This is a genomic window from Ruegeria sp. HKCCE3926 (assembly GCF_017872515.1).
Taxonomy (GTDB): Bacteria; Pseudomonadota; Alphaproteobacteria; order Rhodobacterales; family Rhodobacteraceae; genus Ruegeria.
In genome coordinates, this window is record NZ_JAEDOU010000001.1 from 490097 (window position 1) to 514144 (window position 24048).

General features: G+C 58.4%; 22 protein-coding genes and 1 tRNA gene. 10 read left to right on the forward strand and 13 right to left on the reverse strand.

The window, feature by feature from the left end; translation table 11 throughout:
* Window positions 1-64 precede the first annotated feature (64 nt).
* Both I9184_RS02485 and I9184_RS02490 read left to right on the forward strand, forming a co-directional pair.
* Complete coding sequence (locus I9184_RS02485) at window positions 65-652, forward strand: heme NO-binding domain-containing protein (protein WP_171631195.1); 588 nt, start codon at window positions 65-67, stop codon at window positions 650-652.
* Window positions 649-1641, forward strand: coding sequence for a GGDEF domain-containing protein (locus I9184_RS02490; protein ID WP_209832618.1), 993 nt, complete (start codon window positions 649-651; stop codon window positions 1639-1641). Before I9184_RS02485 ends, I9184_RS02490 begins: the two co-directional genes overlap by 4 nt.
* 37 nt (window positions 1642-1678) lie before the next feature.
* On the opposite strand, the gene I9184_RS02495 is transcribed toward I9184_RS02490, so the two are convergent.
* The 8 genes from I9184_RS02495 to I9184_RS02530 all read right to left on the reverse strand — a co-directional run bounded on the left by I9184_RS02495 (window position 1679) and on the right by I9184_RS02530 (window position 9252).
* The gene (locus I9184_RS02495) at window positions 1679-2377 is read right to left on the reverse strand and encodes a CbiX/SirB N-terminal domain-containing protein (RefSeq protein WP_209832620.1); all 699 of its coding nucleotides are present in this window, start codon (window positions 2375-2377) and stop codon (window positions 1679-1681) included.
* Between the two features lie 61 nt (window positions 2378-2438).
* Window positions 2439-3371, reverse strand: a complete 933-nt coding sequence (locus tag I9184_RS02500) for an AEC family transporter (RefSeq protein WP_171227973.1) — start codon at window positions 3369-3371, stop codon at window positions 2439-2441.
* Window positions 3372-3425: 54 nt separating this feature from the next.
* A complete protein-coding gene (locus I9184_RS02505) occupies window positions 3426-4223 on the reverse strand; it encodes an MBL fold metallo-hydrolase (protein WP_171631213.1) in 798 nt (265 codons plus the stop codon).
* Window positions 4220-5026, reverse strand: coding sequence for a TatD family hydrolase (locus I9184_RS02510; protein ID WP_209832622.1), 807 nt, complete (start codon window positions 5024-5026; stop codon window positions 4220-4222). The genes I9184_RS02505 and I9184_RS02510 overlap by 4 nt, the downstream gene beginning before the upstream one ends.
* Window positions 5023-6144, reverse strand: coding sequence for a DNA polymerase III subunit delta' (locus I9184_RS02515; protein ID WP_209832624.1), 1122 nt, complete (start codon window positions 6142-6144; stop codon window positions 5023-5025). The genes I9184_RS02510 and I9184_RS02515 overlap by 4 nt, the downstream gene beginning before the upstream one ends.
* A gap of 3 nt (window positions 6145-6147) precedes the next feature.
* The gene (gene tmk / locus I9184_RS02520; protein ID WP_209832626.1) at window positions 6148-6774 is read right to left on the reverse strand and encodes a dTMP kinase; all 627 of its coding nucleotides are present in this window, start codon (window positions 6772-6774) and stop codon (window positions 6148-6150) included.
* Window positions 6771-7937: a D-alanyl-D-alanine carboxypeptidase family protein gene (locus I9184_RS02525; protein ID WP_209832628.1), complete on the reverse strand. Its 1167-nt coding sequence runs from the start codon at window positions 7935-7937 to the stop codon at window positions 6771-6773. The genes tmk and I9184_RS02525 overlap by 4 nt, the downstream gene beginning before the upstream one ends.
* Before the next feature lie 16 nt (window positions 7938-7953).
* Complete coding sequence (locus I9184_RS02530) at window positions 7954-9252, reverse strand: SPOR domain-containing protein (protein WP_209832630.1); 1299 nt, start codon at window positions 9250-9252, stop codon at window positions 7954-7956.
* A gap of 202 nt (window positions 9253-9454) precedes the next feature.
* Between I9184_RS02530 and I9184_RS02535 the strand changes: the two genes are divergently transcribed.
* Window positions 9455-9544: transfer RNA gene (locus tag I9184_RS02535), tRNA-Ser, on the forward strand.
* Window positions 9545-9706: 162 nt separating this feature from the next.
* A complete protein-coding gene (locus I9184_RS21040; protein WP_280922458.1) occupies window positions 9707-9832 on the forward strand; it encodes a hypothetical protein in 126 nt (41 codons plus the stop codon).
* A gap of 87 nt (window positions 9833-9919) precedes the next feature.
* Here I9184_RS21040 and I9184_RS02540 read toward each other — a convergent pair whose 3' ends face one another.
* The 3 genes from I9184_RS02540 to I9184_RS02550 form a co-directional block, all read right to left on the reverse strand.
* Window positions 9920-10486, reverse strand: coding sequence for a TetR/AcrR family transcriptional regulator (locus I9184_RS02540; protein ID WP_171631227.1), 567 nt, complete (start codon window positions 10484-10486; stop codon window positions 9920-9922).
* A complete protein-coding gene (locus I9184_RS02545; RefSeq protein WP_209832632.1) occupies window positions 10477-11553 on the reverse strand; it encodes an NAD(P)/FAD-dependent oxidoreductase in 1077 nt (358 codons plus the stop codon). Before I9184_RS02545 ends, I9184_RS02540 begins: the two co-directional genes overlap by 10 nt.
* A gap of 91 nt (window positions 11554-11644) precedes the next feature.
* Entirely contained in the window at window positions 11645-12313 is a 669-nt protein-coding gene (locus I9184_RS02550; RefSeq protein WP_209832634.1) for a cupin domain-containing protein, read from the reverse strand.
* A gap of 599 nt (window positions 12314-12912) precedes the next feature.
* On the opposite strand from I9184_RS02550, the gene I9184_RS02555 reads away from it, so the two are divergent.
* The 4 genes from I9184_RS02555 (at window position 12913) to I9184_RS02570 (ending at window position 17596) form a co-directional block, all read left to right on the forward strand.
* On the forward strand, window positions 12913-13863 hold the full coding sequence (locus I9184_RS02555; protein WP_245217962.1) for a glycine betaine ABC transporter substrate-binding protein: 951 nt from the start codon (window positions 12913-12915) through the stop codon (window positions 13861-13863).
* Window positions 13864-13941: 78 nt separating this feature from the next.
* Complete coding sequence (locus I9184_RS02560) at window positions 13942-14979, forward strand: glycine betaine/L-proline ABC transporter ATP-binding protein (RefSeq protein ID WP_209832636.1); 1038 nt, start codon at window positions 13942-13944, stop codon at window positions 14977-14979.
* Window positions 14972-16561 (forward strand): ABC transporter permease subunit, encoded by a 1590-nt coding sequence (locus tag I9184_RS02565; protein ID WP_171631236.1) that lies wholly within the window; start codon window positions 14972-14974, stop codon window positions 16559-16561. The genes I9184_RS02560 and I9184_RS02565 overlap by 8 nt, the downstream gene beginning before the upstream one ends.
* Window positions 16562-16615: 54 nt before the next feature.
* On the forward strand, window positions 16616-17596 hold the full coding sequence (locus I9184_RS02570; RefSeq protein ID WP_209832638.1) for an arginase family protein: 981 nt from the start codon (window positions 16616-16618) through the stop codon (window positions 17594-17596).
* On the opposite strand, the gene I9184_RS02575 is transcribed toward I9184_RS02570, so the two are convergent.
* Window positions 17593-18561 carry an agmatinase gene (locus tag I9184_RS02575; protein WP_209832639.1) on the reverse strand — a complete coding sequence of 323 codons (969 nt, stop codon included), beginning with the start codon at window positions 18559-18561 and terminating at the stop codon, window positions 17593-17595. The genes I9184_RS02570 and I9184_RS02575 overlap by 4 nt on opposite strands.
* Before the next feature lie 73 nt (window positions 18562-18634).
* A complete protein-coding gene (locus tag I9184_RS02580; RefSeq protein ID WP_209832641.1) occupies window positions 18635-20155 on the reverse strand; it encodes a trimethylamine methyltransferase family protein in 1521 nt (506 codons plus the stop codon).
* Between the two features lie 181 nt (window positions 20156-20336).
* Here I9184_RS02580 and I9184_RS02585 point away from each other — a divergent pair, with 181 nt between their 5' ends.
* Window positions 20337-22772, forward strand: a complete 2436-nt coding sequence (locus tag I9184_RS02585; RefSeq protein ID WP_209832643.1) for an FAD-dependent oxidoreductase — start codon at window positions 20337-20339, stop codon at window positions 22770-22772.
* 90 nt (window positions 22773-22862) lie between these two features.
* Window positions 22863-23834 carry a LysR family transcriptional regulator gene (locus tag I9184_RS02590; protein ID WP_171631246.1) on the forward strand — a complete coding sequence of 324 codons (972 nt, stop codon included), beginning with the start codon at window positions 22863-22865 and terminating at the stop codon, window positions 23832-23834.
* Window positions 23835-24048 lie beyond the last annotated feature (214 nt).

The window sequence follows — 24048 nt, forward strand, 5'->3', positions numbered from 1 at the left end:
GATTTTGGCTATTTGTTAAGGTTTTTCCGGCCACAGTGCACAGGACACCAAACTGGGGCATCTGATGCATGGTCTGATCAATCGGGCGATACAGTCCTTTGTCTGTGCGACCTACGGGCGATCCTGCTGGTTGCGCGTGACCGAAGCCGCGCGGCTGGGGTTTGTCGAGTTCGAGGCCATGCTCGTCTATGACGATGACATGACGTCCAAGGTAATGGAGGCGCTGAGCGCAGACCTTGATCGACCGCCAGCCGAAGTCTTTGAGGACCTGGGAACGTACCTCGTATCTCATCCGAATATGGAAGGGCTGCGCCGCCTTCTCAGGTTCGGCGGTGTCAGCTACGTGGAATTTCTTCATTCGCTCGACGATCTGGCGGACCGCGTGCGGCTGGCCGTGTCTGATTTGACCCTGCCGGCCTTGGAATTGAGAGAGCTGTCAGCCACGGAATTTCAGCTGAGTTGCTCTCCAGGCCTGCCAGGGTATTCCAATGTCATGGTTGGGGTCCTGCGCGCAATGGCGGATGACTATGGTGCGCTGGTGATGCTGTCACACGAGGGGCAGCAGCAAGGCAGTGATGTCATTTCCATCATGTTGGTTGAAAGCGCTTTTGCCGAGGGGCGGCATTTTGATCTGGGGGCTCGGAACGGATGACAGACACCCAAGAACTGGCTGGTCTACTGGAAACGCTTTGCCCGATGTTCCTGTTGGTGGACCAAAATGGGCATATTCGGCAGGCAGGTCCGACCCTGCAAAAGTTGCGACCTGAACTGCCGCTGGTGGGGCAGGGATTTCTGGATGTGTTTGAACTGATCCGCCCCAGAACGATCACCACCATTCCCGCCCTGATGTCAATGGCGGGGGCGAAGCTGCATCTGAGGTTTCATGATGAACCCCGCACAACCCTGAAAGGCTTGGTCGCTCCTTTGCCGCATTCCGGTGGTGCGGTCATCAATCTGTCATTTGGCATCTCGATTTTGGATGCGGTGCGGGACTATGCGCTGACAAGTGCGGATTTCTCGGGCACGGATCTGGCGATTGAGCTGTTGTATCTGGTCGAAGCCAAATCCGCCGCGATGGAGGCATCCCGCTCTCTCAACCTTCGGCTGCAGGGTGCGATGCTTGCAGCCGAAGAGCAGGCCTTTACCGACACATTGACCGGACTGAAGAACCGCAGGGCGATGGATCACTTGCTCGAGCATTTGATTTCGGGAAATTCCACCTTCGCGCTCATGCATCTGGATCTGGATTTTTTCAAATCTGTAAATGACAAGCTGGGCCATGCCGCGGGTGATTTCGTCTTGCAGCAGGCCGCCCGCATCATGCAACAGGAGACACGAAGCAACGACACTGTGGCCCGGGTCGGCGGGGATGAATTCGTCATTGTTTTTAAGGATCTGACTCGGGAAGATACTCTGGCCTGCATTGCTGGGCGTCTGATATCAAGGTTGAATGAACCGATGACGTTTCAGAATCAGAGTTGTTCGATCTCGGCCAGTATTGGCATTGCCTTGTCCACGCAGTTCGACTGCCCCAACGCCGCCGACATTCTTCACGCAGCAGACTTGGCCCTTTATCAGGCCAAGCGCGACGGCCGGTCTTGCCATCGCATGTATTCAGCGTTGAGCAAGGCGCAAACCTGAATTCGTTCAGAAAACACGATGGGCACGTATCGGGGCTTCAGGCTGAATCGAATGCCGCATTTATATTTTTCGCAATCTGTTGCCGGATCGGAGGCAACTCTCCCACCACCGGCAGGACCACGCCTGAAAACCCCGCGCGATCCAGCTCTTGCGGGACGTCTTCCTGCACATGCCCTCCGGCACAAGCAAAGAACGGAAGGCACAGCGCCTGATCTTCGGTACCGTTTGCAGCGTCAGATATGGAAGGTGGCTCTTCGACGAAACCGACGCGAACGGATTTGAACGCCACCAGTCCCGCAAGCTGTTTCGCAAACTGCAACGCCACGGTCGACGGGTTCCGGCTGCGCCCGGAACCATGCGCGGCAATGACCAGATCGGTGGACCGAGCGGCCCAGTGTTTGTCGGACAATTTCGATCGCAGGGCCTCTGCGGTCAGGGCCGGCAGGTCCGGGTCAATTCCAAGCGGGTCCAAAATCCGTGCCGGATGGTGCCCAAGCCGTTTGGGTAGAGCGCTGGTGACAAACCACCCTTTTGCCATGAAAAGTGGATAGATGACCGAGTTTTCGGGCGCGCGGTCAAGCTTCGCCTCCAACGCACCCGGCGCTGCCAGAGTGGCCGAATCCACTGCTATATGCCCGATAAGCGCGTTGACCTTGGCGGCGAATGCCGCAAGTGCAGCTTCGGCCGGTTCCGGGTCTGACGGTTGGCCATGAGCGACAATTATGGCATGTGACATGCGGATCTCCTGCTGCGTTGCGCGATAGGTGTTTCACATTAACCTGAAGTCAACACCTCAGTTAGCCCAGAAGTGTCAGCCATAGCCAGACGGTCAGAATGGACGAGGCCGTTCCGATAAGTACCGCCGACGCTGCGACCCGTTTTGCGCGACCATACATGTTGGCGAAGATATAGGCGTTGAAACCCGGAGCCATGGCGGCATTCAAAACCCCCGACCGAAACAGATCCTGCGGCAGGCCCGTGGATTTGCCGAACACCCACACCAGGCTGGGATGCAGCATCAAAGAGATACAGCAAACATACGCAATGGTGCGCAGGTCGCCCTCGGGCTTGTATTTGACCAGCACACCGCCCAACGCAAACAACGCCCCGGGCAGGGCAGCACGGGTGATCAACCCCAGTGCTTCGTCGACCACCGCAGGGATTGCCAGGCCGGACAGGTTGACTAGAAACCCAAGGGCGATACCAAGGATCAGCGCGTTCTTGAACATTGCAGACAATACAGACCGTGCCATGCGCATGCCACCATGACCGCGATTTCGCACGACCTCCATCACCGTGATCCCGACGCCGTAACAAAACGGAGAATGGAAGGCGATGATCGCGTAGTTGCCGGTCAGGTTCTCGGGCCCATATGCGCGTTCGGTTATCGGCAAACCCAACAGGACAGAGTTTGAGAACAGGCAACAAAACCCGATGGCAACGCAATCTTCCCAATCGCGCCCGAAAATGATGCGTGCGCCGAACAGACCTGCTGTGAAACACAGGGCGGCAGCGGAATAGAAACTGGCCAAAAGCCGGGGGTCGAAACTGGCGCTGAGGTCCAGATGCGCGATGGCCAGGAACAAAAGGCAGGGAATCGCAAAGCCTTGGGTGAACTTCATCAGCCCATCGACATGCGCTTCTTTGAAGTACCCCGTGCGTGTTGCCGTATACCCGGCCCCGATTACAAGGAAAACCGGAAGAATGACGTCGATCAGGCTTTGCAGCATGTGGCCCCCGTGCGACGGGCCTGCTGCGATATCATGCGGGCGACGGGCAGCGGCCTACTGCGACTGATGGATCACCATCCCGTCGAAGGCGGGGGTGATGTGGTCGGGGGTTTCAGCATCGACGGTGGCATAATCGAGATCGATATGCATGTTGGTCAGAACCGCGCGCTTCGGTTGGAGTTCTTCGATCCACCCAAGCGTCTTTTCCAGATGCGCATGCGTTGGATGAGGCGAGCGGCGCAGGGCATCGATGACAAGGCAGTCCAGCCCTTTCATTTCGGGCCAGGCGTCGTCGTAGATCTCGGCGACATCCGGAAGATAGGCGAGTTGCCCTATGCGGAATCCAAGGGAATCGATCGAACCGTGATTCACTTTGAAAGGACGCAACGGAATCGGGCCGCCGGGGCCGTCGATTTCAAATGGACCGTCGATAGACTTGAGCTCCAGTATTGGAGGATAAGGGGAGCCTTCCGGCTGAATGAACGCGTATCCAAACCGCCCCAACAAGGCGTTCTGGGTGTCGCCATCCGCCCAAACGGGAACGCGGGTTTTCATGTTGAACACGATCATGCGCAAGTCATCGATTCCATGCACATGGTCTGCGTGAGAGTGCGTATAGACGACCCCGTCCAACCGCCCTGTACCTGTATCCAGCAACTGGCTGCGCATATCTGGCGTTGTGTCGATCAGAACCGAGGTTGTCCCATCTGGCCCGTCGCGTTCGACCAGCATCGAACAGCGGCGCCGGATGTTCTTGGGGTTCGCAGGGTCACAATCGCCCCACTGACCGCCCAGCCGCGGCACGCCGCCAGAGGACCCGCAGCCCAGAATTGTAAATCGGAAGCCGGTCATGCGGCGGCCTTGTCTGATGTCGCTTTGGTAAACAGCCGGTCGAAGTTCGCCTGTGTCTGGTCAGCAAAGGCGGCATAGTCCATGCCAAAGATTTCAGCCCCCTTTTGGGCCGTGTGCACAGTATAGGCCGGCTCGTTTCGTTTGCCGCGATAGGGCGGCGGGGCCAGATAGGGCGCGTCAGTTTCCACCAGAATGCGGTCCACCGGGGCGTTTGCGAAGATATCGCGCAACTCCTGGCTTTTGGGAAAGGCTGCGATGCCGGACATGGACAGATAAAACCCCAGCTCCAGCGCGGCCTTGGCCAATTGAGCAGACGATGAGAAGCAGTGCATGACGCAGGAATAGGGTGCGTTGCGATATTCTTCAGCCAGAATGCGGGCCATATCTTCATCAGCTGCGCGGGCGTGAATGATCAGGGGCAGCCCGGTGCGCTGGGCCGCTTCGATATGGATGCGCAGTGACTGTTTCTGCACTTCGGCACTGTCGGCGGTATAGTGGTAGTCCAAGCCGGTTTCACCGATACCGACGAATTTGGGATGCCGTGTCAGGGCGACCAGATCATCGACCGAGGCCAATGGCTCGTCCGCGGCGCTCATCGGATGTGTGCCGGCGGCATAGAAGACCGGCGCGTGGGCTTCGGCAATCGCACGGACGGCGGGTTCGTTGCGCAGTTTGGTGCAGATCGTCACCATCCGGGTCACGCCAGCCTGGGCAGCACGCGCGATGATGTCGTCCAACTGGCCTTCGAAATCCGGGAAGTCCAGATGGCAATGGCTGTCGGTAATCTGGGGGGTGTCGCTCATCTGTTCTGACCGGCAGTTTCCTGTATCTTGAACACCGTATCTAGGACCAGAGCGGCAGGGTCAAGGTTGACTGCCTGACCATGTCGCGCTCGGGCTGTGATCGTTGCGGCGACCTCGGCCCAGCGACGGGCTTGATTTGGCGATGCTGACAGACGCGCCAGTGTTTCACCCTCGTTGGGGGCGGCTTCAGGCAGCGGGGGCGTGCCCGTTGCCCCGGTCAGTGCCAGCCGTGACAGAGCGATGTCGATCAGGGTAAGCAAAAGTTCGAACCGGTCCGCCGCACCGCGCTGTGCTGCCGCTTCGGCCAGGGCCAGCGCGCGCTGGCGATCCATGCGGGGCAGGGTTCCCAGAATGGCGATCAGTTCGGTATAGATGTCCAGACCACCCAGATTGATCAAACGCACGGCGTCTCCGACTGAACCCGCTGCAAGCGCGGCAAGGTGTTCTGTCTGCGCGGGAATTTCGGTTTCCGTTTGTGACAGGGCGGCTTGCATGTCTTGCGCGTTCAGCGGGCCGAGGCGCAGCGTGCGACAGCGTGAACGGATGGTTGGCAACAGGCGCGAGGGTTGATGCGATACCAGCAAAAGGGTGGTGCGGGCAGGCGGCTCTTCCAGCATTTTCAGCAACGCGTTGGCGGCGCTGACGTTCATTTCGTCTGCTGAATCCACGATCACGACGCGGCGGCCGCCGTCCGCGGAGGACAGGCCAAAAAACTTTCCAAGCTTGCGGATGTCATCCACGACGATCTCACCGCGCAGCCGTCCCTGATCGTTCAGTGACCGGGTTATTGCCGCCAAACCCGGTTCCGCCCCGGCCTGAATGCGATGGGCCACCGGGTGATCGGGATCGATATCGAGCGTCTCGGGCGGAGGCGGCGCGCCGAACAACCCGCCATCCTCGGTCGGCGGAGTGGAAAGCAGAAATCTTGCAATTCGCCAGGCAAGGGTCGCCTTGCCGACACCGCGTGGCCCTGTCAGCAGCCAACCGTGATGCAAACGGTCCGAGGTGTAGGCGGTCAGGAATGCCTGTTCAGCCGCGTCCTGGCCAAAAAGCCGAACGGTTTCGCGCGGATGTGGTGCGCCCTGCACCTGATCCGGAGAAGGGATATCGTCGCTCATCGTCTACCGCAGTGCTGCCTGGACGATTTCTGTCACATCCTGCGCAACGCTGTCCATGTCCCTGTTGCCATCCACGATGTGAAACCTGTCGGGGAACTCATCGGCCAGCGCCAGAAAACCGGCACGCATTTTCTTTTGTAAATCCGGGCCAAAGTCCTCGAAACGTTCTTCGGTGCCTTGTCGCCCCTTGGCGCGTGCCAGGCCCGTTTCGGGGTCCATGTCGATCAGCAGCGTCATGTCCGGTTCGCGCCCGATCATCAGGCTGTGCAACTGATCCACCAGATTTCGCAGGTCACCCCGGGACAAGCCCTGATACATACGTGTGCTGTCAGCAAAGCGGTCGCAGATCACAACCTTCCCTGCCTCCAGAGCCGGCTCGATTGTACGCTCCAAATGGTCGCGGCGGGCTGCTGTGAACAGCAGAATCTCGGTCTCGGCCGACCAGCGATCCGGGTCGCCCTCCAAAACCAAACTGCGAATTTCCTCGGCCCCCGCGGAACCGCCGGGTTCGCGCGTCAGTACCACCTCGTGACCCTGCGCGCGCAGATGTTCCGCCAGCATCCGTGCCTGTGTTGACTTGCCTGAACCGTCAATGCCTTCGAAGGTCAGAAATAACCCCGCTTTCGTCACATCGACTCCAGCGGGTTGTTGATCACGTCTTTCAATACGATACCGCCGACGGTCAGCATGCGCACCACAAACCCGCCAATCGCAACATCTTCGGCTGCCACCAGCGGGCGCCGGATTTCCGGCAGCCCTTCGGGCTTGATAACCAGTTCGGCCAGCTGCTGACCTTTTTTGACGGGCGCGTTGATCGGGCCGTCATAGACCACTTCGGCCTCGACATTCTGAGTGCCCAGAACCGGGAACAGCACATTCAGATCACCTTCGGGAACAAGGCCCACGGTCTTTTTCTCGCCCATCCACAGTTTGGCTTCGGCTATCGGCGTTTCCGCAGTGGCAACTGTCCTCTCGACAAAATTTCGAAACGACCAGTTAACCACGGCCTCAGCCTCCTCTGCCCGTTGGCCGGTGCTGTCAAGCCCCGTCAGCACAAAGATCACACGCCTGTCGCCTTGTTTGGCGGACCCGACAAGGCCATAGCCCGCTTCTTGCGTGTGGCCGGTTTTCAGGCCATCTGCGCCGATATCCAGCCGCAGCAACGGGTTGCGGTTGCGGGCGTTCGAAGGCGCGCGGCCATCGAATTCGAAAACTTCTTCGGCGAAAAGGGGATAGTATTCCGGAAAGTCAGTGATCAGCCGGTCTGCAAGAACGGCCAGATCATGAACTGACATCATATGCCCGGCGGCGGGCCAGCCGTTTGAATTTGCGAAGTTCGAATTGTTCATGCCCATCTGCTTGGCCCGCTGGGTCATGTATCGCGCAAACCCTGCTTCGGTGCCATCCGGGCTGAGCGCTTCGGCAATGACGACGCAGGCGTCATTGCCCGACAAAACGATAATGCCGCGCAGCAGATCTTCGACACGTACGCGATCCTGCGTATTCAGGAACATCGTCGAGCCGCCATAGCTCATCGCGTGTTCCGAAACAGGTAGAGTTTCGTCCAGCGTCAAGCGCCCGTCCCGCAATGCTTCGAACGCAACATAAAGCGTCATGAGCTTGGACATCGACGCAGGCGGCAACGGTTGGTCGGCTTCTTTCGACAGCAGCACGGTACCGGTGGTTTGGTCGATCACGTAAGCCGCGTGGGCGGATGTATCAAAAGCCTGGGCCGGTATCGCCAGAACGGCAAGCCCAAGAGCCAGAACAGATGTTCGTATTGAGGACAGCATGTTAAGCCTCCCTGAATTAGTCGGTTACCGTGAACGCATCTTTGAAGCCAAGGTCTTTCACGTCCTTTTGAAAGGCTTTGCGCTCGGCCCTTGTTGCGGCGGGGCCTACCAGCACGCGCCACACTGTACTATTCGCTGTTTTCAGTTCTCGAACAACCGTAGGCATTCCGTTGCGACGCGCCTTTTGGGCTGCTGACTTGGCGTTTGCCTCAACGCTGAAGGTTCCAATCTGTACATACGGCTTGCTCAAAGACGTCGTCGATGTCGCGGCGGCGGCAACAGGCGTGGCGTCTGACGCATCTATTGCTGCTGCGGCCCCTTCTACCGGGTCCAGCGGTGTTTCGGTGATCGCGGCAGGGTCTTTCTTTTGCCACCATTTCCGCTTGGCAGGTTTTTCGGCAGGGGGTGTGACCGGTGCATCCGACAAAGAGGGCGACGCCACGGCCGCAGCGGCTTCGGCGGCTACGTCTGCGCTGTCGGTCGCTGTATCTGCCGCGGCCACGGCAGTTCCCGCAGCCGCAGCTGTGGGGGCTTTCTTCTGCCACCATTTCCGCTTGGCGGGTTTATCGGCAGGTGCTTCGACCTGATCGTCGGCTGATGTAGGCGTCTCGGCATCTTCGCTTGCGGGCTCGACGTCCTCAGCCGTTTCATCGGATGAACTGGCTGCACCGGCTGCAACCGCAGTCGTACCAGCCGCGGCGGCGGCTGGTTCCTTTTTCTGCCACCACTTCCGTTTGACCGGTTTTTCCGGCTCTGCGGACGCTTGCGTGTCGGAAGCTCCATCAGCAACCGCAGCCGTGGTTTCGGCGGCCGATTCTTCTGCTTCTGGCGCATCTTCCGACGACGGTTCTTCCAGCTTTTCCCGGCGCAGTGCGACGACACTGACTTTTGTCGGCGCCCCCGCAAGCATTCCCAGCTCTTTCGCGGCAGCGGACGAGACCTGAAGCGCAGGCCCGGGCAGGTTGCGCTCGCGCCGGAACAGGGCGCCGGTCACCGATTTGTTGTTGGACGTGTTTTTGATCACGACACGTTCAGGTTGGGACGCATCCGGGTGCGCAACCCATATCCCGCCAAGAGACGGCCGGCCATCCCAAAGCCCTGCTTCGGTTGTCTGAAAAACCTCAGGGGCCTCGATATCACGCTGAGAGCCGGTGGCCACCTCGGGCAGGAGTTCCGTCTTGCCCGAATTGTCTTCCGGTTTTTCAGCCGAGTCAGAAGTTGACAAAACCTCTTCGCATCCGGCCAGTATCGTCAAAGTCAACGCCAGATACGCCAGCCGTTTAGGCCCCGGGCGTGTCTCGATCGCTCGCTTCATCTGCTTTTCCCTTGCCTGAAGGGGTTTCGTTTTCCGAACCCCACTGCCGGTCTGCTGGTTCTGGATGCCAGCCTGTTGCGGTCTTTCCTGCGGATCATAACGTGGCTGAAGTGTCATGGAAAGACCGCTGCACAGGCTTCGGCAAGATTTCCCGATTTCGACTTGCCTCTGGTCGAACTTCGCCTTAGACCCTGCTTTCGACGGGGAGGTGGCAGAGTGGTCGAATGCGGCGGTCTTGAAAACCGTTGGGCGTGAGAGCGTCCCCAGGGTTCGAATCCCTGTCTCCCCGCCACAAAAATGGCAAATCCGACCACACGCTGACCACGTCCCGTATTTTACGAACCTACGGTTTCTTCAGAAAATTCCCATGTCTGGTTCGTGTTCTAGTCCCCGCTTGGTCTGAGCATGCTTTGCGAGTCGCTTTTCGCCGGCACCTTTCGAGTGTTCTTGAGCCATGGAGAAATTTCTTTGTGACCTGTGGTGGACGCAATCTGGTGGTCAGTACATCCAGCCTCGGCCAATTCGCTTGCTGCGCTGTATCGCAGGCAATATCGACATCTACAAAGACCGCCCCGAATGATCACCCGAAATGGGGCTGGGGCAGGGGAGGCGGGCAGGCGCCTCAACAATCGACGCGGCCATTCTGTATGCGCAAGCTTGGGCCGTGTCACAAACATCGCGCAGTTAGAACCTCCACGGCGTCGTCAAAGGTTTGGGTGCTCTTCTCGACCCGAGCCGTCAGATGAGCGCCTTCCAGCAAGGCCAATGCCGCGCGTGCTTCTGCTTTCGGATCCTCAACGCCCGTGATCGAATGATCTGTTTTGCCAAGCGCAAAGACATTCTCGATCCACCGGGTCAACATGCGCCGGAACTCGCGGATTTTGTCGGTGACCTCATTTGACAAGCTTTCCCGGCTGATGATCAGCGACACACATAAGCATAGGGTTTTTCCGTCGTTCAAAGCCGCGCGATACAGCGCGATCAGTGCACGCATGCGCGCGCCCGCCGTTTCGCAAGTTTCCTCGATCTCGACGCAGCGTCCGGTAAGCTCGGTATGGTAGCGTGTCATCAAAGCTGCAGAAAGCGCGGCTTTGGTCGGGAAGTGATAGTGGATCGATGCCTTGCGGATGCCCACATCATTGGCAAGGTCGGCATAGCTGAAGCCGTCGAAGCCTTTGCTGCGTACGGCAAATTCGGCAGAATTCAGCAAAGCGGTTTTTGTGTCTATTTCCATGCCACGTTCATCCTATTTGCGCTCAACAATGCCGCGGTGTTTTCTGCCGCTTCCAATGCACCTTCCAGATATCCCCCAAATTGCGCGGCTGTTTCGGTGCCACTGAAGATGATCCGGTCTTCCCAGATCCGCGTCATGGCCTTGGGCATGCCGTATTGCGGATGGGCATGTACGGGCTGAAGATCCAGGTTGGTTGCTGTGAAGCGATCAAACGCCCAGTCTTTTAACAAAAGCGCATTGGGGCTGGTCGCCTTGCGCCCGAACAATCGCCCCAGCTGAGCCAGAACCTGCTGCCGCAACGCCCCTTCATCCCGGCGAGCTTGCGCAGGGATGCCGATGAAACCGAACAGCGCGAAGGGACCACCGCTGGCAGGCGACGCGTCGTGGATTTCCACCATGGGACCGCGCCGGCTCATAGCATCCCCTGACAATCCGTCTTTGCGCCAGAACGGAGTGTCATAGACCGCAACTGCTTTGGCCTGACCGGCCATCCAGGTCGCGATGTGCCGCATGGCTGACAACGTGCCATCGGGCAGGGCGGGCTCATAGGTCAACTCGGCCGCGATACGTGGGGGCATGGCAAGTACCACACGGCTTGCCCAAATATGCTGTCCAGATTGCGAGGTGACCCGAACTCCGCCTTTGGTGCGGGCCAAGGCGGTGATCTGTGTGGACAGGTGAATTGCTCCATCCGGCAACCGTGCCGACAGCGCATCCGTCAAAGCAGCGAGCCCCCCGACCAGACGATAAGACCCTTCCATGGATGAAAACCCGCGGCCCCGCACAACACGGCCCTGTTCATCTTCGAAGCTCAGCGCGCCGGAACTGAATTGGTCAAACCGGTGCAGGCCCAGTCGGTCTGTCAGCGCTGCGATACGTGGCTGCCCGGGCCAGAACCAAGCCGGACCCATGTCCAGATGGGCGCGCCCCTGAAGCTCGGTTAGAATGCGCCCGCCCAGACGGCTGCGCGCCTCAGCAACCAGCACCTCCTGACCCTGATCCACAAGCTGTGTCGCCAGGCCAAGCCCTGAAAGTCCGCCACCGATGATGAGCGTATCAGTGCGCATGGGTCAAACCCCCTCAGTTGAAGGACGCAGGTCCAGCTTTTGGGCCCAACTCGACCGGGGTTGTTGCGCCAGGGTTTTGTTCAGACATCGGTTACACCGCCGGCGGTTGGGCGTAAGGCAGGTGGCCTGTCTTCATCCAGACCTTGGCCCCGTCCGCCCCAGCAACGGCCGTCAGGCTGTGGCCTTCAGGCAGGCGCAGCCAATCGTTTTTGACCAGTTCGTCCCCGCCTTCGGTGACCGACCCGTCGATGATCAGAACCTCGATCCCGCCGGGGGCGTCCGAGCGCAGCGTCGCGCCCGCGTCCAGATGGGCGTAGGTCACGATCTCGCGCGCATCCTCATGCAGGACTGCGGTGGCGATACCGTTTGCGGGTGCGCGCAGCTCATCCACCATGTTTTTGCGAAACTGGGTTCGGTCGTTCAGGTCGAACTGCCAAAGCTTGACGAAGATCGTGCATCCCGGTTCCGACCCCGGTGTGTGTTGCGAGGTTGGCGGGTTGCGCACATAGGTCCCCGCCGGATAGTCACCATGTTCATCCTGAAATACACCGTCAAGGACAATGAACTCCTCGCCACCCGTATGGGTATGGGCAGAGAAATGACTGCCCGGCGCATAACGTACGATAGTGGTGGCCCGTGCGACCTCGCCTCCGATCCTGTCCAGCATCCTGCGATCCACACCCTTCATGGGTGAGGCCTGCCATTCCAGCTGGTCCGAGTGAACGACAACGCGGTCAGAGAAGTCCGAATTGATTTCCATGGGGTCAGTTCTCTTCCTTGGTTGCAGCAAGGATGACTATCTACCAGTAGGTAGGCAAATGCCAACTGAAATGTTGGTATAGGCGACACCTTACACAGAGTGTTGAACGGTTTCTTGTCAGTGTGGCTTGGTTCCACGGTTAGGTGACGCAATTGCCGGGAAGAAGTGCCACGCCTTTTTTGGGGGCGGGTGCGATACGCAAGATCAGGCGCATTAAGTATCTGAATGATATCAATTGCTTCGTGCGAAAGGACAGCTTCACCACCCGTTTCGAAACTGGTTGTGCCTTCTGCACGGGGCATTTCGGTGCTCAAGAAACCAGCGGGTATTTTCGGATTCTGAGGTTTCGGAGGGGCAATGTTGAATTGCAGGAAGTCGAAACAAACTTGCGAAAATACCGCATTCAAGAGGTATAAAAACGTATTCCTTGAAGGGCAGCGCATCCGCATGCTTCACTTTTGGAGCCATGTAAGCCTGTGATTTTGCTGGCCCAAAAAAACCCGAAAGGCACGGCCTTTCCACACAAAAAAACTTAGCGCACCACTACCCGAGAGGGTGAGAAAAACAAGCGCGGAAACGACCCAACACGGAGATATCAGATGAAAAAAACTGCAACGCTACTTGGAAGCGCGTCTTTCGCGATTGCCGGGCCGGTCATGGCCGCGGATATCGTGATCGGTGTGCCCAACTGGGCCTCGGTGAACGCCACGGCACATATTCTTGAGGTCGTGATCGAAGAGAACCTCGGCCTGGACGTGGAATTGCAAAACGGCACCAACCCGATTGTCTTCGAGGCCATGGACAGCGGTTCGATGCATGTCCATCCGGAAGTGTGGATGCCCAATCAGCAAAACCTTCACGATACCTATGTCAAGGAAAACGGCACCGTCGTCATGAACCAAAACCCGGTTCAGGCGGAACAGGGCATGTGCGTGCCGACCTATATCGCGGAACAGTACGACATCAAATCGATCGATGACCTGAGCGACCCCGACAAGGTTGCGATTTTCGATACCGATGGCAACGGAACACCCGAGGTATGGATCGGTGCGCCGGGTTGGGCGTCGACCGTTGTCGAGAAGATCCGGGCCAAGTCCTATGGCTATGACCAGATCTTCGATTTGACGGAATACGAGGAAACCATCGCCTATGCCAATCTGGCAAATGCGACCAAAGCGGGCGACCCGTGGATCGGGTTTTGCTACAGCCCCCACTATATCTTCGTGACACAGGATTTGACGGTTCTGGAAGAACCGCCTCATGATCCGGCCACCTGGACAATCGTTCAGCCCACGGATGATCCGGATTGGTTGTCCAAGTCCGAGGCGTCCTCGGCCTGGAACGGAGCAACGCTTCACTTGCACTACGCCAAGGAACTGGAAGAGAGCTATCCCGAAGTGGCCGCCCTGTTCAACAACTACCAGATGACAGGCGACGATCTGAGCGCGATGGGTAAGGCGCTGGCCGTCGACAACATCGAAGCTGCGGATTTCGCCAAGGAATGGGTGGCTGCGAATGAAGACACCGTCATCGGCTGGCTGACCAACTAAATCACCACTCTTTGGGCCGTCGCGCAAAACCGCGGCGGCCTTTTTCTGTCGGGCAGGGCATCGCCCTGTGGGAGATAAATGGACGAACCTGTCGTAAAATTAGAAAACGTTTGGAAGATCTTCGGCTCGCGTGCCGAAGAGGCAATGGAAGCGGTCAGAAACGAAGGCATAGGCAAGCCGGAGGTTCTGGAGCGGTTCAACTGTGTTGTCGGCGTTCAGGGCGCCACGTTCGAAGTGCCGAGGGGTGAGATTTTCTGTATCATGGGGCTGTCCGGCTCGGGCAAGTCCACATTGGTGCGACACGTGAATCGATTGATCGAACCGACGGCGGGCCGGATCGAAATTCTGGGTCACAATGTTTCGAAACTGTCGGAATCCGAGTTGCGGCGCATTCGTGCCCAGCAAATCGGTATGGTCTTTCAGCATATGGCGCTGATGCCGCATCGTTCCGTGCGCGATAACGTGGCCTATCCATTGGAGATCCGAAAGGTGTCCAAGTCAAAGCGCTGGGCCGTCTCGGATCACGCGCTGAGCCTGGTGAATCTGACAGGTTACGAGGACCGCCTGCCCAAAGAGCTTTCGGGCGGGATGCAGCAACGCGTGGGGATCGCGCGGGCGCTGGCTTCGGACCCGGAAATCCTGTTGATGGATGAACCTTTCTCTGCTCTGGATCCGCTGATCCGCCTGCAATTGCAGGACCAGTTCAAAGCACTTGTGGCGCAGCTCAAAAAGACCACGCTGTTCATCACCCACGATCTGGACGAGGCCATTCGGATCGGCCACCGGATTGCGATCATGAAGGATGGCGTCATCGTACAGATCGGAACCCCCGAAGACATCGTCATGAACCCGTCCGACGATTACGTGCGCGAATTTGTTCAGGGCATCTCAAAACTCAAACTGGTCAAGGCGCATTCCATCATGGAGCCTTTGGACAGTTATTCAGGGCCACTTGACGGTGCGCCCCGAGCCGACGAGGGCGCGGATCTGGATCAGCTGATCGACCTAGCCGTGAATTCTGATCTTCCGGTCGTCATCACGGATGCGGGTATCGATGTGGGTGTCGTGACCAAGCCGCGCCTGTTGCGCGGTATCCAGGGGGGCAAAAATGACTGATGCTGCAACAGAGATGAAAGTAACGGCCGCCTCTGATATCGAGGTCGATCGCGAGGCCTTGGACCTTTCCATCAAAGAGTTCGCGGGTCCGAACGGTGACTACTATGTCAATGCGTTCCACAAGATTCATGATGCAACCAGCGCGATTCCCAACACGTTCAACACGTGGGCCGCGGTGCTGGGGCCATTCTGGTCTGCGTCACGCGCCATTTGGGGCATGTTCTGGACCTTTCTGATCCTTGAGATCATCGCGTGGGTCCAGATCGGCAGGGGCGCGTGGGGCAATCCCGGCGCGGATTTCGCCGAGCGCGCTGCGCGTCAGCAGGAACGTGCGGCCGAACTGTTGGCGCGCGCAGCGGATGCCACGGAACAGGCCGATATCGATCGTTTCACCAAACTGGCCGAGAACATACAAAAAGCAGCGGCCACAAGTCTGGAAAGGGCCGCCGCTGCTCAGTCCGAGGCGGCAGGAATCCTGATTACCGGGTTGTTGATGTTGCTGGTATTCAAATTGGTTCAAGGGTTCTATGCCGACCGCGTCTATGAAAAACAGTACTCGAACTGGCGTATCGATCCGGACAGCACGGAAAGCGGGCGTTCGACCCGTAATATTGTCATGGGTGCGATCCTTGTCGCAGCAATCGGACCTTTGATTGTGTACAAGTTCACCGTGAACGCATCCCTTCCATTGTTGGACGCGTTCCCGGAACAGCAAGTGTCTGCGATATTTCTTGGCGAAGGCAACGGCACGCTGTTTTCGAGCCTGGCAAACTGGATGGAGGCCAGGATTGATGCCGCGGCGGCGGCAGGCGGCGACATCTTTGACGGGATCGTGGCGGGCGTGCGATCGGTGCTTGATGCGCTGACGATTGCACTGATCGGGTCGCCCTGGCCGGTGGTCATGCTGGTCATCTGTGTGACGGCCTGGCGTGCGGCAGGACCAAGGGTTGCCATCTTCACCGCGTCTTCTCTGGCTTATATCGCATTGCTGGGGTATTGGGACGTGGCGATGGAAACGGTTGCTCTGGTCGGTGCGGCGGTGCTGCTTTGCGTCGTTTTCGGCATTCCACTGGGTATCTGGTTCGGCAAATCGCAGCGCGCGTATCGCGCGGCGGAACCGGTCCTGGACCTGATGCAGACGCTTCCCGCCTTCGTCTACCTGATCCCGATCATCGCCTTCTTCGGCACCGGCAACCCGCCGGGGATTCTGGCCACCATCATCTTTGGCATGCCGCCGGTGATCCGCCTGACGGCACTGGGAATGCGGGGCGTGCCTGAAAGCATCAAAGAAGCTGCCGTCGCCTTTGGCGCGTCGAAATGGCAACTGTTGAAGGATGTTGAAATCCCGCTGGCGCTGCCATCGATCATGACCGGTGTGAACCAGACGATCCTGATGTGCCTGTCCATGGTCGTGATCATCTCACTGATTGGCGGGGGCGGTTTGGGCAAGGAAATCCTCGAGGCGCTGCAATACGCGGCCAAGGGGCCGGGCCTGCTGGGGGGCTTTGCGATCCTGTTCCTTGCCATGGTCATGGACCGGATCGTGCAGGGCGCGTTCCGACGAGAAGACGAAAAACTCTGAACGCAAACGCCCCCGGTTCTGATCGGGGGCGCTTTTCTTTGATCCGAGGAAACCATGACAGATCCGTATGAACAATCGATGATGGACAACCTGTATTGGTGGGGCGTGCCCACACTGTTCCGGTGTCCCAATGTCGGGCCCGAAGGGCAGGATATCGCACTGGCGGGCGTGCCGCATTCGACGGGCAACGGCACGACCGAAAGGGACCAGCACCTGGGACCACGCGCGTTGCGGCATGTCTCGGCAGTACAACGCAGGGTGCATTCGGTCTTTGAAATTGATCCCTGGCAGAGTGCGCGGATCGCGGATGTTGGTGATGTGCCTTTTCCAAAGGCCAACGACAACGAAGATTGCATCGAACGCATCACTGAATTCTACAAGACCATAGACACGGCCGGAGCGCGCCCCGTTTCAGTCGGAGGCGACCATTCCATCACCGGTGGCATTGTTCAGGCCCTGGGTTGCGGCAAGCTTGCAGGCGGGCAGCCGGTCAGCTTTCTGCATCTGGACGCGCATACGGACGTCTTCACCAAGGTTGATCACTTTCTGGGGGCCAAGAAATCCGCGGCTCACTGGGGGGCCTATCTGGCTGATCAGGGGCAGGTGGATCCAACCCGGTCGATGCAGATCGGTCTGCGCGGCCATCCACGCAGTCTGGACTGGCTGCAACCGTCTTACGATTACGGGTACAATATCGTCACCATGCGAGAGTTCCGACAGCGCGGATTGCAGGACGTCGTGGCGCAGACCAAAGAGGTTTTGGGTGACCGCCCGGTTTACATCACCTTCGATCTGGATTGTCTTGACCCAACCGTCGCGCCGGCCGTGTCAAATCTGGAACCGGGTGAGAAGGGGTTTGACATCGATGAGGCGGTCGGCATCCTGCGTGCGGCGCGCGGTTTGAACATCATCGGCGGCGATGTCGTCTGCATGATGCCCACCAAGGACAACCCCAACAACATCACCGCGCTGACGACGGCGGCCGTGATGTTCGAGATGATTTCGATGATTGCCGAGAACGTCGCGCGGGCCTAGCGCCGCGCGTCGATCGCCTGTGCCAGAACGCAAAGCAGCTCGAACATCAGCGAGATGCCAAGCCACGCCGTTCCACCTTGGGGGTCGAATGGCGGCGACACTTCGACAAGATCGGCGCCAACAAGGTTCAGGCCGGACATCCTGCGAATGACCTGCTGGGCCTGAAAGCTGTTGGGCCCGCCGATTTCAGGTGTTCCCGTGCCGGGGGCGTAAGTTGGATCGACAAAGTCGATGTCATAGGTGCAATAGGTCGGCTGCATGCCAACGATATCGCGTACCTCGTTCATGACGTCGTCTATGCCCCGGTCGAACAGCTCTTCGACGCGAATGATGCGGATGCCCTGCGCCTCGCCCCATTCGATATCTACAGTGTTGTAGGCCGTGCCGCGGATTCCAACTTGTACAAAACGCTTTGGGTCCACCAACCCTTCCTCGACCGCGCGGCGGAACGGGGTGCCGTGGGTGAATTTGTGACCTCCGAAATAAGTGTCGAACAAGTCCGTGTGACTGTCGAACTGGATCAGGCCAACCGGACCCGAAGCGGCCAGGGCACGCAGGACGGGCAGGGTGGTCAGGTGATCCCCTCCGGCGGTCAATGGTGTGATGTTGCGGGTTCGAAGATCAGTGTAGAAACGCGTGACCCGATCCAGCGTGTCTTCTATGTCGACGGGATTGGGGGCGACGTCTCCTAGATCTGCGCAGTTCACCATTGAAAACGGTGCCACACCCGTAACCGGGTTCATCGCCCTGATCATCGTGGAATAATCCCTTAATTGCCGCGGACCATGCCGGGCGCCGGGGCGATTGGTGGTTCCGCCGTCCCAAGGGATACCGACGATGCCCAGTTCGACTTCCGAGATACGTTCGTGCGCCAGATCCAACATGGGCAGGCGCATGAATGCGGGTATGCCGGCAAATCGGGCCAGTTCCATGGCGGATACCGGTTGAAAAAATGAATCGGCCATGATGCCCCATCCTCTGCAAGTTTCCTCAGCGACCCTAACGGTTCAGGACCAGGCAGGAAATGCCCGCGGCTCTTCAAGACAGGATATGAAAACGCCGGCGGATTTCGGCGTCTTGTTCCGGGGTGAGATATTCGGGGTAATGCGTGCGCAACACCTCTTGAGCGGCGCGCCGTGCGGATGACCACGCATCCATCGCGCCATCGGTTTGCCAGGTGCGGGGCTCCTGACGATCGGCGAGTTTCGGATAGAAATAGTCTCGTTCCATGGCTTCATAGGTTTGCTCGCTGCCCAGAAAATGCCCATCGCCCAAAACCGAATGGCATATGGCGTCAAAGCCAAGATTGGCTTCGGTGACCTCGATCCCGCGCAACACGCGATACGTGTGCGAGTGCATTTCGTTGTCGAGAACGAAGGCCTCGAAGCTGACCCCGAGCAGAGATGCGGTCATGCCCGAGCTTTCATAGATCAGATTGCCTCCTGCCAGCGCTGCCGCCAGCGATGTGATGCCTTTTTCTGCCCCATGCTGGGCGTCGATGGCCTTGGCATCCGCCATCGAGGCGGCCACACCCGACGGCAAACCCAGCCAGTTCGTGATTTGCGCCGACGCCGCATTCAGGATTGCGGTCTCACCGCTGCCCCCTGCGAAAGAGCCGGTCCTGAGATCTACGATGAAGGGCCAGTTGGAAAAGATCATCGGAAAGCCGGGTTTGATCGCATTGACCATCACGAGACTGGCCAGCGTTTCGGCCAGTGACTGCGCCAGAAATCCGGCCAGAGTTGCCGGGGCGGTTGCGCCCGCCTGCGCGGCCGTGATGCAGGACATCGGAATGTTATGGCCGATGCATTCATAAACCACATCCACTGCATCCTCGCCGTATCGCATTGGCGAAATGATCGGACTTATATGCGCTTTCAGGAAGGGGCGTTTGGCGAATTCCCCGACCCCTCCGGCGACGATGTCCAGCATCTTGACGATCGGGCCGACATGTTCCGCCAACGTGAAAGACGTTGCCATTGGCTTGGTTGTGTTGCGTACCAAAGCGTAAACGGTGTTGACGTCCAGATCGAACACATCCGGGACATCGGTTGCCACGCAGCATCGGGTGAACCAACTGACATTGGCCAGCGTGTCCTGTAGCCGGGTGAAATCATGCAGATCGGCCAGGGTGGAGGGGCGATAAAGCCCACTGTTGATATCAAGGGTCTGAACCGCAGCACCGCCGGTGCCAAAATACACGCGGTCGCCACCCACCTCGATGGATCGTTTTTCATCCCGGCCATGAAAGGTAAAGCTCTTCGCGGCCGAGGCGATGGCCTGTTTGACCATTGAACGGGGAAAAACCAGCCGGTTCTGTTCCCGATCCTGGGCACCCGCCGCCCTGAGGTCGATCGCCAGCCTGTCCGGCACGTCTCCCATCCCCAGCTTTTCCAGCAAACGCAGCGCCGTGTCATAGATCTTCTCGATTTCCGATATGCTCAAGGGCTTGAATGCCCCGCCTTTCTGACCGGGGGGGCAAGGATCAATGACGGGCTTGGCCGCACGCTGTGCATGCCGTGCTTTGCGTCCGCTTCGTTTGATGCTGTCGGATGGCATGTGTTTTCGTCACCTAGCGTTTTCCTGCACCGTAGGACCCAAGTTGTCCCGGTATCAAAGAAGAAGTGCCGTTTTCAGAATCCGAAATCGCGGTTTCGATTTTCCGGCACCCGTATCTGCCCTGTTGTCTGCGCATCCCGTTATTCAGCAAGACTGGTGCCGAAGTTGAAGGAGCAATGCCATGAAGTCGCGTACCAGAGCCGTTGTGATAGGGGGCGGGATCGCCGGATGTTCGACGCTCTACCACCTGACCCGGGAAGGGTGGACCGACGTGGTTTTGGTCGAACGGAATGAACTGACCTCGGGCACGACTTGGCATTCGGCGGCGCAGGTCACCAATTTCGGCATGAACCAGACGATGGTCGGCCTGAAATCGCATTCGATCCGTCTGTACAAGGAGCTGGCTGACGATCCGGATTACCCGATCAACTATCATCACGCAGACGGTGGGATCCGTCTGGCCAACACCGAAGGGCAGATGCAGGGCTATCGTCACTTTGCGTCCATGGCGCGGGGGATGGACGTACATTTCGAGGTGATAGACGCGGATGAATGTGCCCGGAGACACCCGTTGATTTCGACCGACAATCTCATCGGTGGGCTTTGGGATCCGCTGGACGGCGACATCGATCCGGCGCAATTGTGCCAGTCCCTTGCGCGCCGGGCACGCAAGGCGGGCGCCGAGGTGTATCGAAATACGCCGGTGACCGCGCTGACACAGCACAGCGATGACACCTGGACCGTGCATACCGAGCACGGGGATATCGACTGTGATGTCGTCGTCAACGCCTGCGGCTACAGGGTCAACGAGGTCGGCGCCATGATGGGTGTTCATCATCCCGTGTCGTCCATGGAACATCAGTATTTCCTGACCGAAGAAATCGAGGCCATCCGGGATGCCGGACACCGGATGCCGCTGCTGCGCTGCCCGATCAGCGATTACTATTGCCGGCAGGAAAAGAACGGCCTGTTGCTAGGGTTCTACGAGCAGGGGTGCAAAACCTGGGGTATGGACGGGATTGATCCGAACTTCGTGAACGCATTGTGCCCGGATGATCTGGACCGCGTGACCGATGTGCTGGAAGGGGCCTTTGCGCGCATGCCCGCCTTGATGGAAGTTGGTATTCACACCGTGGTCAACGGACCGATCACCTATACCATTGATGGTGCCCCATTGGTCGGTCCGATTCCGGGCAAGCGCAACGCGTACTGCATCATTGGACTGCGGGCCGGGCTGGGTGAAGGTGGCGGTCACGGGTGGTTGCTGGCACAGCAGATCGTGCATGGCGATGCATGTTATGACACATGGTGCCTCGACCCGCGGAGGTTTTCGGGTCATGCCAATGTGGAACTCACCGCGCTCAAGGCGATTGAAGATTATCAGAACGAATTCAGGTTCCACTTTCCGCATGAACATCGCCCCGCGGGCCGACCCGCCAAAACGACCCCTCTGACGCCTGTTCTGGCATCCGAAGGGGCCGAGTTCACTGTGGTCAACGGATGGGAAAGGGTGGACTATTTCAAACCCGATCCCGATTTCTCGCCAACGCTCAGTTTCGATTTTGACGAAACCTTCGATTTGGTGGCCGCCGAAGTCGAAAGCATTCGAACCGGCGTCGGGCTTGCAGAGGTAAACGGGTTCAACCGTATCGAGATCACGGGACTGGACAGGCACGCATTCCTGGATCGGTTGTTTTGCGGGCTTGTTCCTCGGCGTGAGGGGCGTGTCGGGTTGGGATACCTGTTGAACGACCATGGTATGATCAAGGCAGAAGCGACGATTGCCAATCTGCCCGCCAGCCACAGGGGTCCGGCCCGCGTTTGGTATGGTTCCGCGGCGGCAAGCGAGTTTCACGACATGGATTGGTTGCGCCTGCATCTGCGCAGCGATGAGGACGTTCAGTTGCGCAGTCTGACAAATGATCAAACCATTCTGGTTCTGGCTGGCCCGAAGTCGCGTTCTGTCTTGTCAGCCTGCGCCAGAGGAGATTGGTCGGCAGATGCGTTCCCGTGGCTCAGCGTGCGCGAGTGCTTTGTCGGTATTGCTCCGGCGACGGTCATGAACCTGAGTTACTCGGGCGAGCTGGCCTATGAAATCCATGTTCCAAATGCCTCGCTCTATGCGGCCTATCTTGCCTTGCGCGAGGTCGGCGAAACGTACGGGTTGAAACTGTTCGGTGCCAGGGCCGTTGAATCCATGCGCATGGAGAAGAGCTTTTTGCACTGGAAAGCCGATCTGATCACCGAATTTGATCCTTTTGAAACCGGGCTGGATCGGTTTGTCCGACTGGACAAGGGCGTCTTCGTGGGGCGTGATGCCCTGTTGAGACGGAAGTCCGAAGGACAACGACGCAAGCTGGTCCCCTTGCGCATCGATTCAACCCTTGGCCCGGCGCATCCCGGCGCATCACTGATGCAGGATGATACTGTCGTTGGCACCATCACGTCGGGCGGATGGGGGTATCGCACGGAGCTGAATCTGGCGCACGCTTTCATTCATCCATCCCTGGCGCAGCTTGGCCGCGAAATGGAGCTGGACAGCTGCGGGAAACGGATTGGTGCGACGGTTATCAGCCCAAGCCCGTACGACCCGGATTTTATGCGAATGAAAGCCTAGAATCGACCGTTTTGATCAACTTCTTCATTGCCGCATGGGCAAAACTTTGCTTCGCTAGTTTCGAACAAATCGAAACAATGGTCGGTTGCCGTGTCCAAATCTCTGAGTCTTCGATGGCTGGAAGTGTTTCAGTTGATCGCCAAATCCGGATCGATTCAGCAAGTCGCATCAGAAACAGACTTGTCAATCAGCACGGTTTCGAACCACCTGCGCAGCCTTGAACGCGCGTTGGGGATTGAATTGGTCGACCATGGGCGTCGCCCGATGGGCCTGACGCCGGCGGGCGAGGTGTTTGCCCGCTATGTGCGTGAGGGTCTGACTGTGCTGAAGCGCGGTGAGGCTGAGATACGAACGGGAAACTGGCAGCATGCGACGGATCTGCGGCTGGCTTTGATCGATGACTTCGACAACCAGATCGCGCCCGACCTTGTTCGTTTTCTGGCGCAGGCTCTGCCGCGGTGCAATTTCCGCCATTTCACGCGCCCAAGCCACGAAATTCTTGCCAAACTTCAGGAACACAAGCTTGACGTGGGCGTCGCCACACGACCGCTGGGTCGTACCGAGGGGCTGATCGAATACCCGTTGATGAGAGACCCCTTCATCGTCGTGGTTCCCAACAAGTTCGAAGGATCCCCGGACGAGCTGTTCAACCCGGATGCCGATTTGCCATTGTTGAGGTATTCGCGTGACTATGTGATCGGCAAGCAGATTGAAACTCAACTGGCCCGAAGCAAGTTCAGCCTGCCCAACCGGTTTGAACTGGAGTGCAACCAATCCATCATCGGCCTGGTCGCGCAGGGCAGTGGCTGGGCAATCACGACCGCGGCGTGCTTTCACCGAACGCAGAGGTTTCACAACAGCGTAAAGGCCATGCCCTTTCCCGGCAGCAACTTCGTTCGCACAGTGTCGCTGTTTACAACCGAAGTATACCCGGCAACGACGTCGGAGCTGATCCAGAAGGCCATGAGCAAATTGATACGTCAGCATTTCACAAGACCGATGTGTGCCCGGCACAATTGGCTGAAGAATGAGTTCCGCACCATGGAGATAGAGGGCGTCTAGCCCAATCTGACCGGGTTGCCGAACAGCTGGTGGTTGAGGACGAATGCTCGGACGGCTTTGACTGGACAGGCCGTGCAGGTGTTTCGGAAAACCGGGCCGATGTTCAAATTGCGGTCTGCGCTGGTTCGGGTTCTTTCTGACGGGGTGTCGAATTCGTCTCGCCTCGGGCTCAAAGCGCTTTTAGTCTCTGAACGACAGGCAATTACGTCAACAG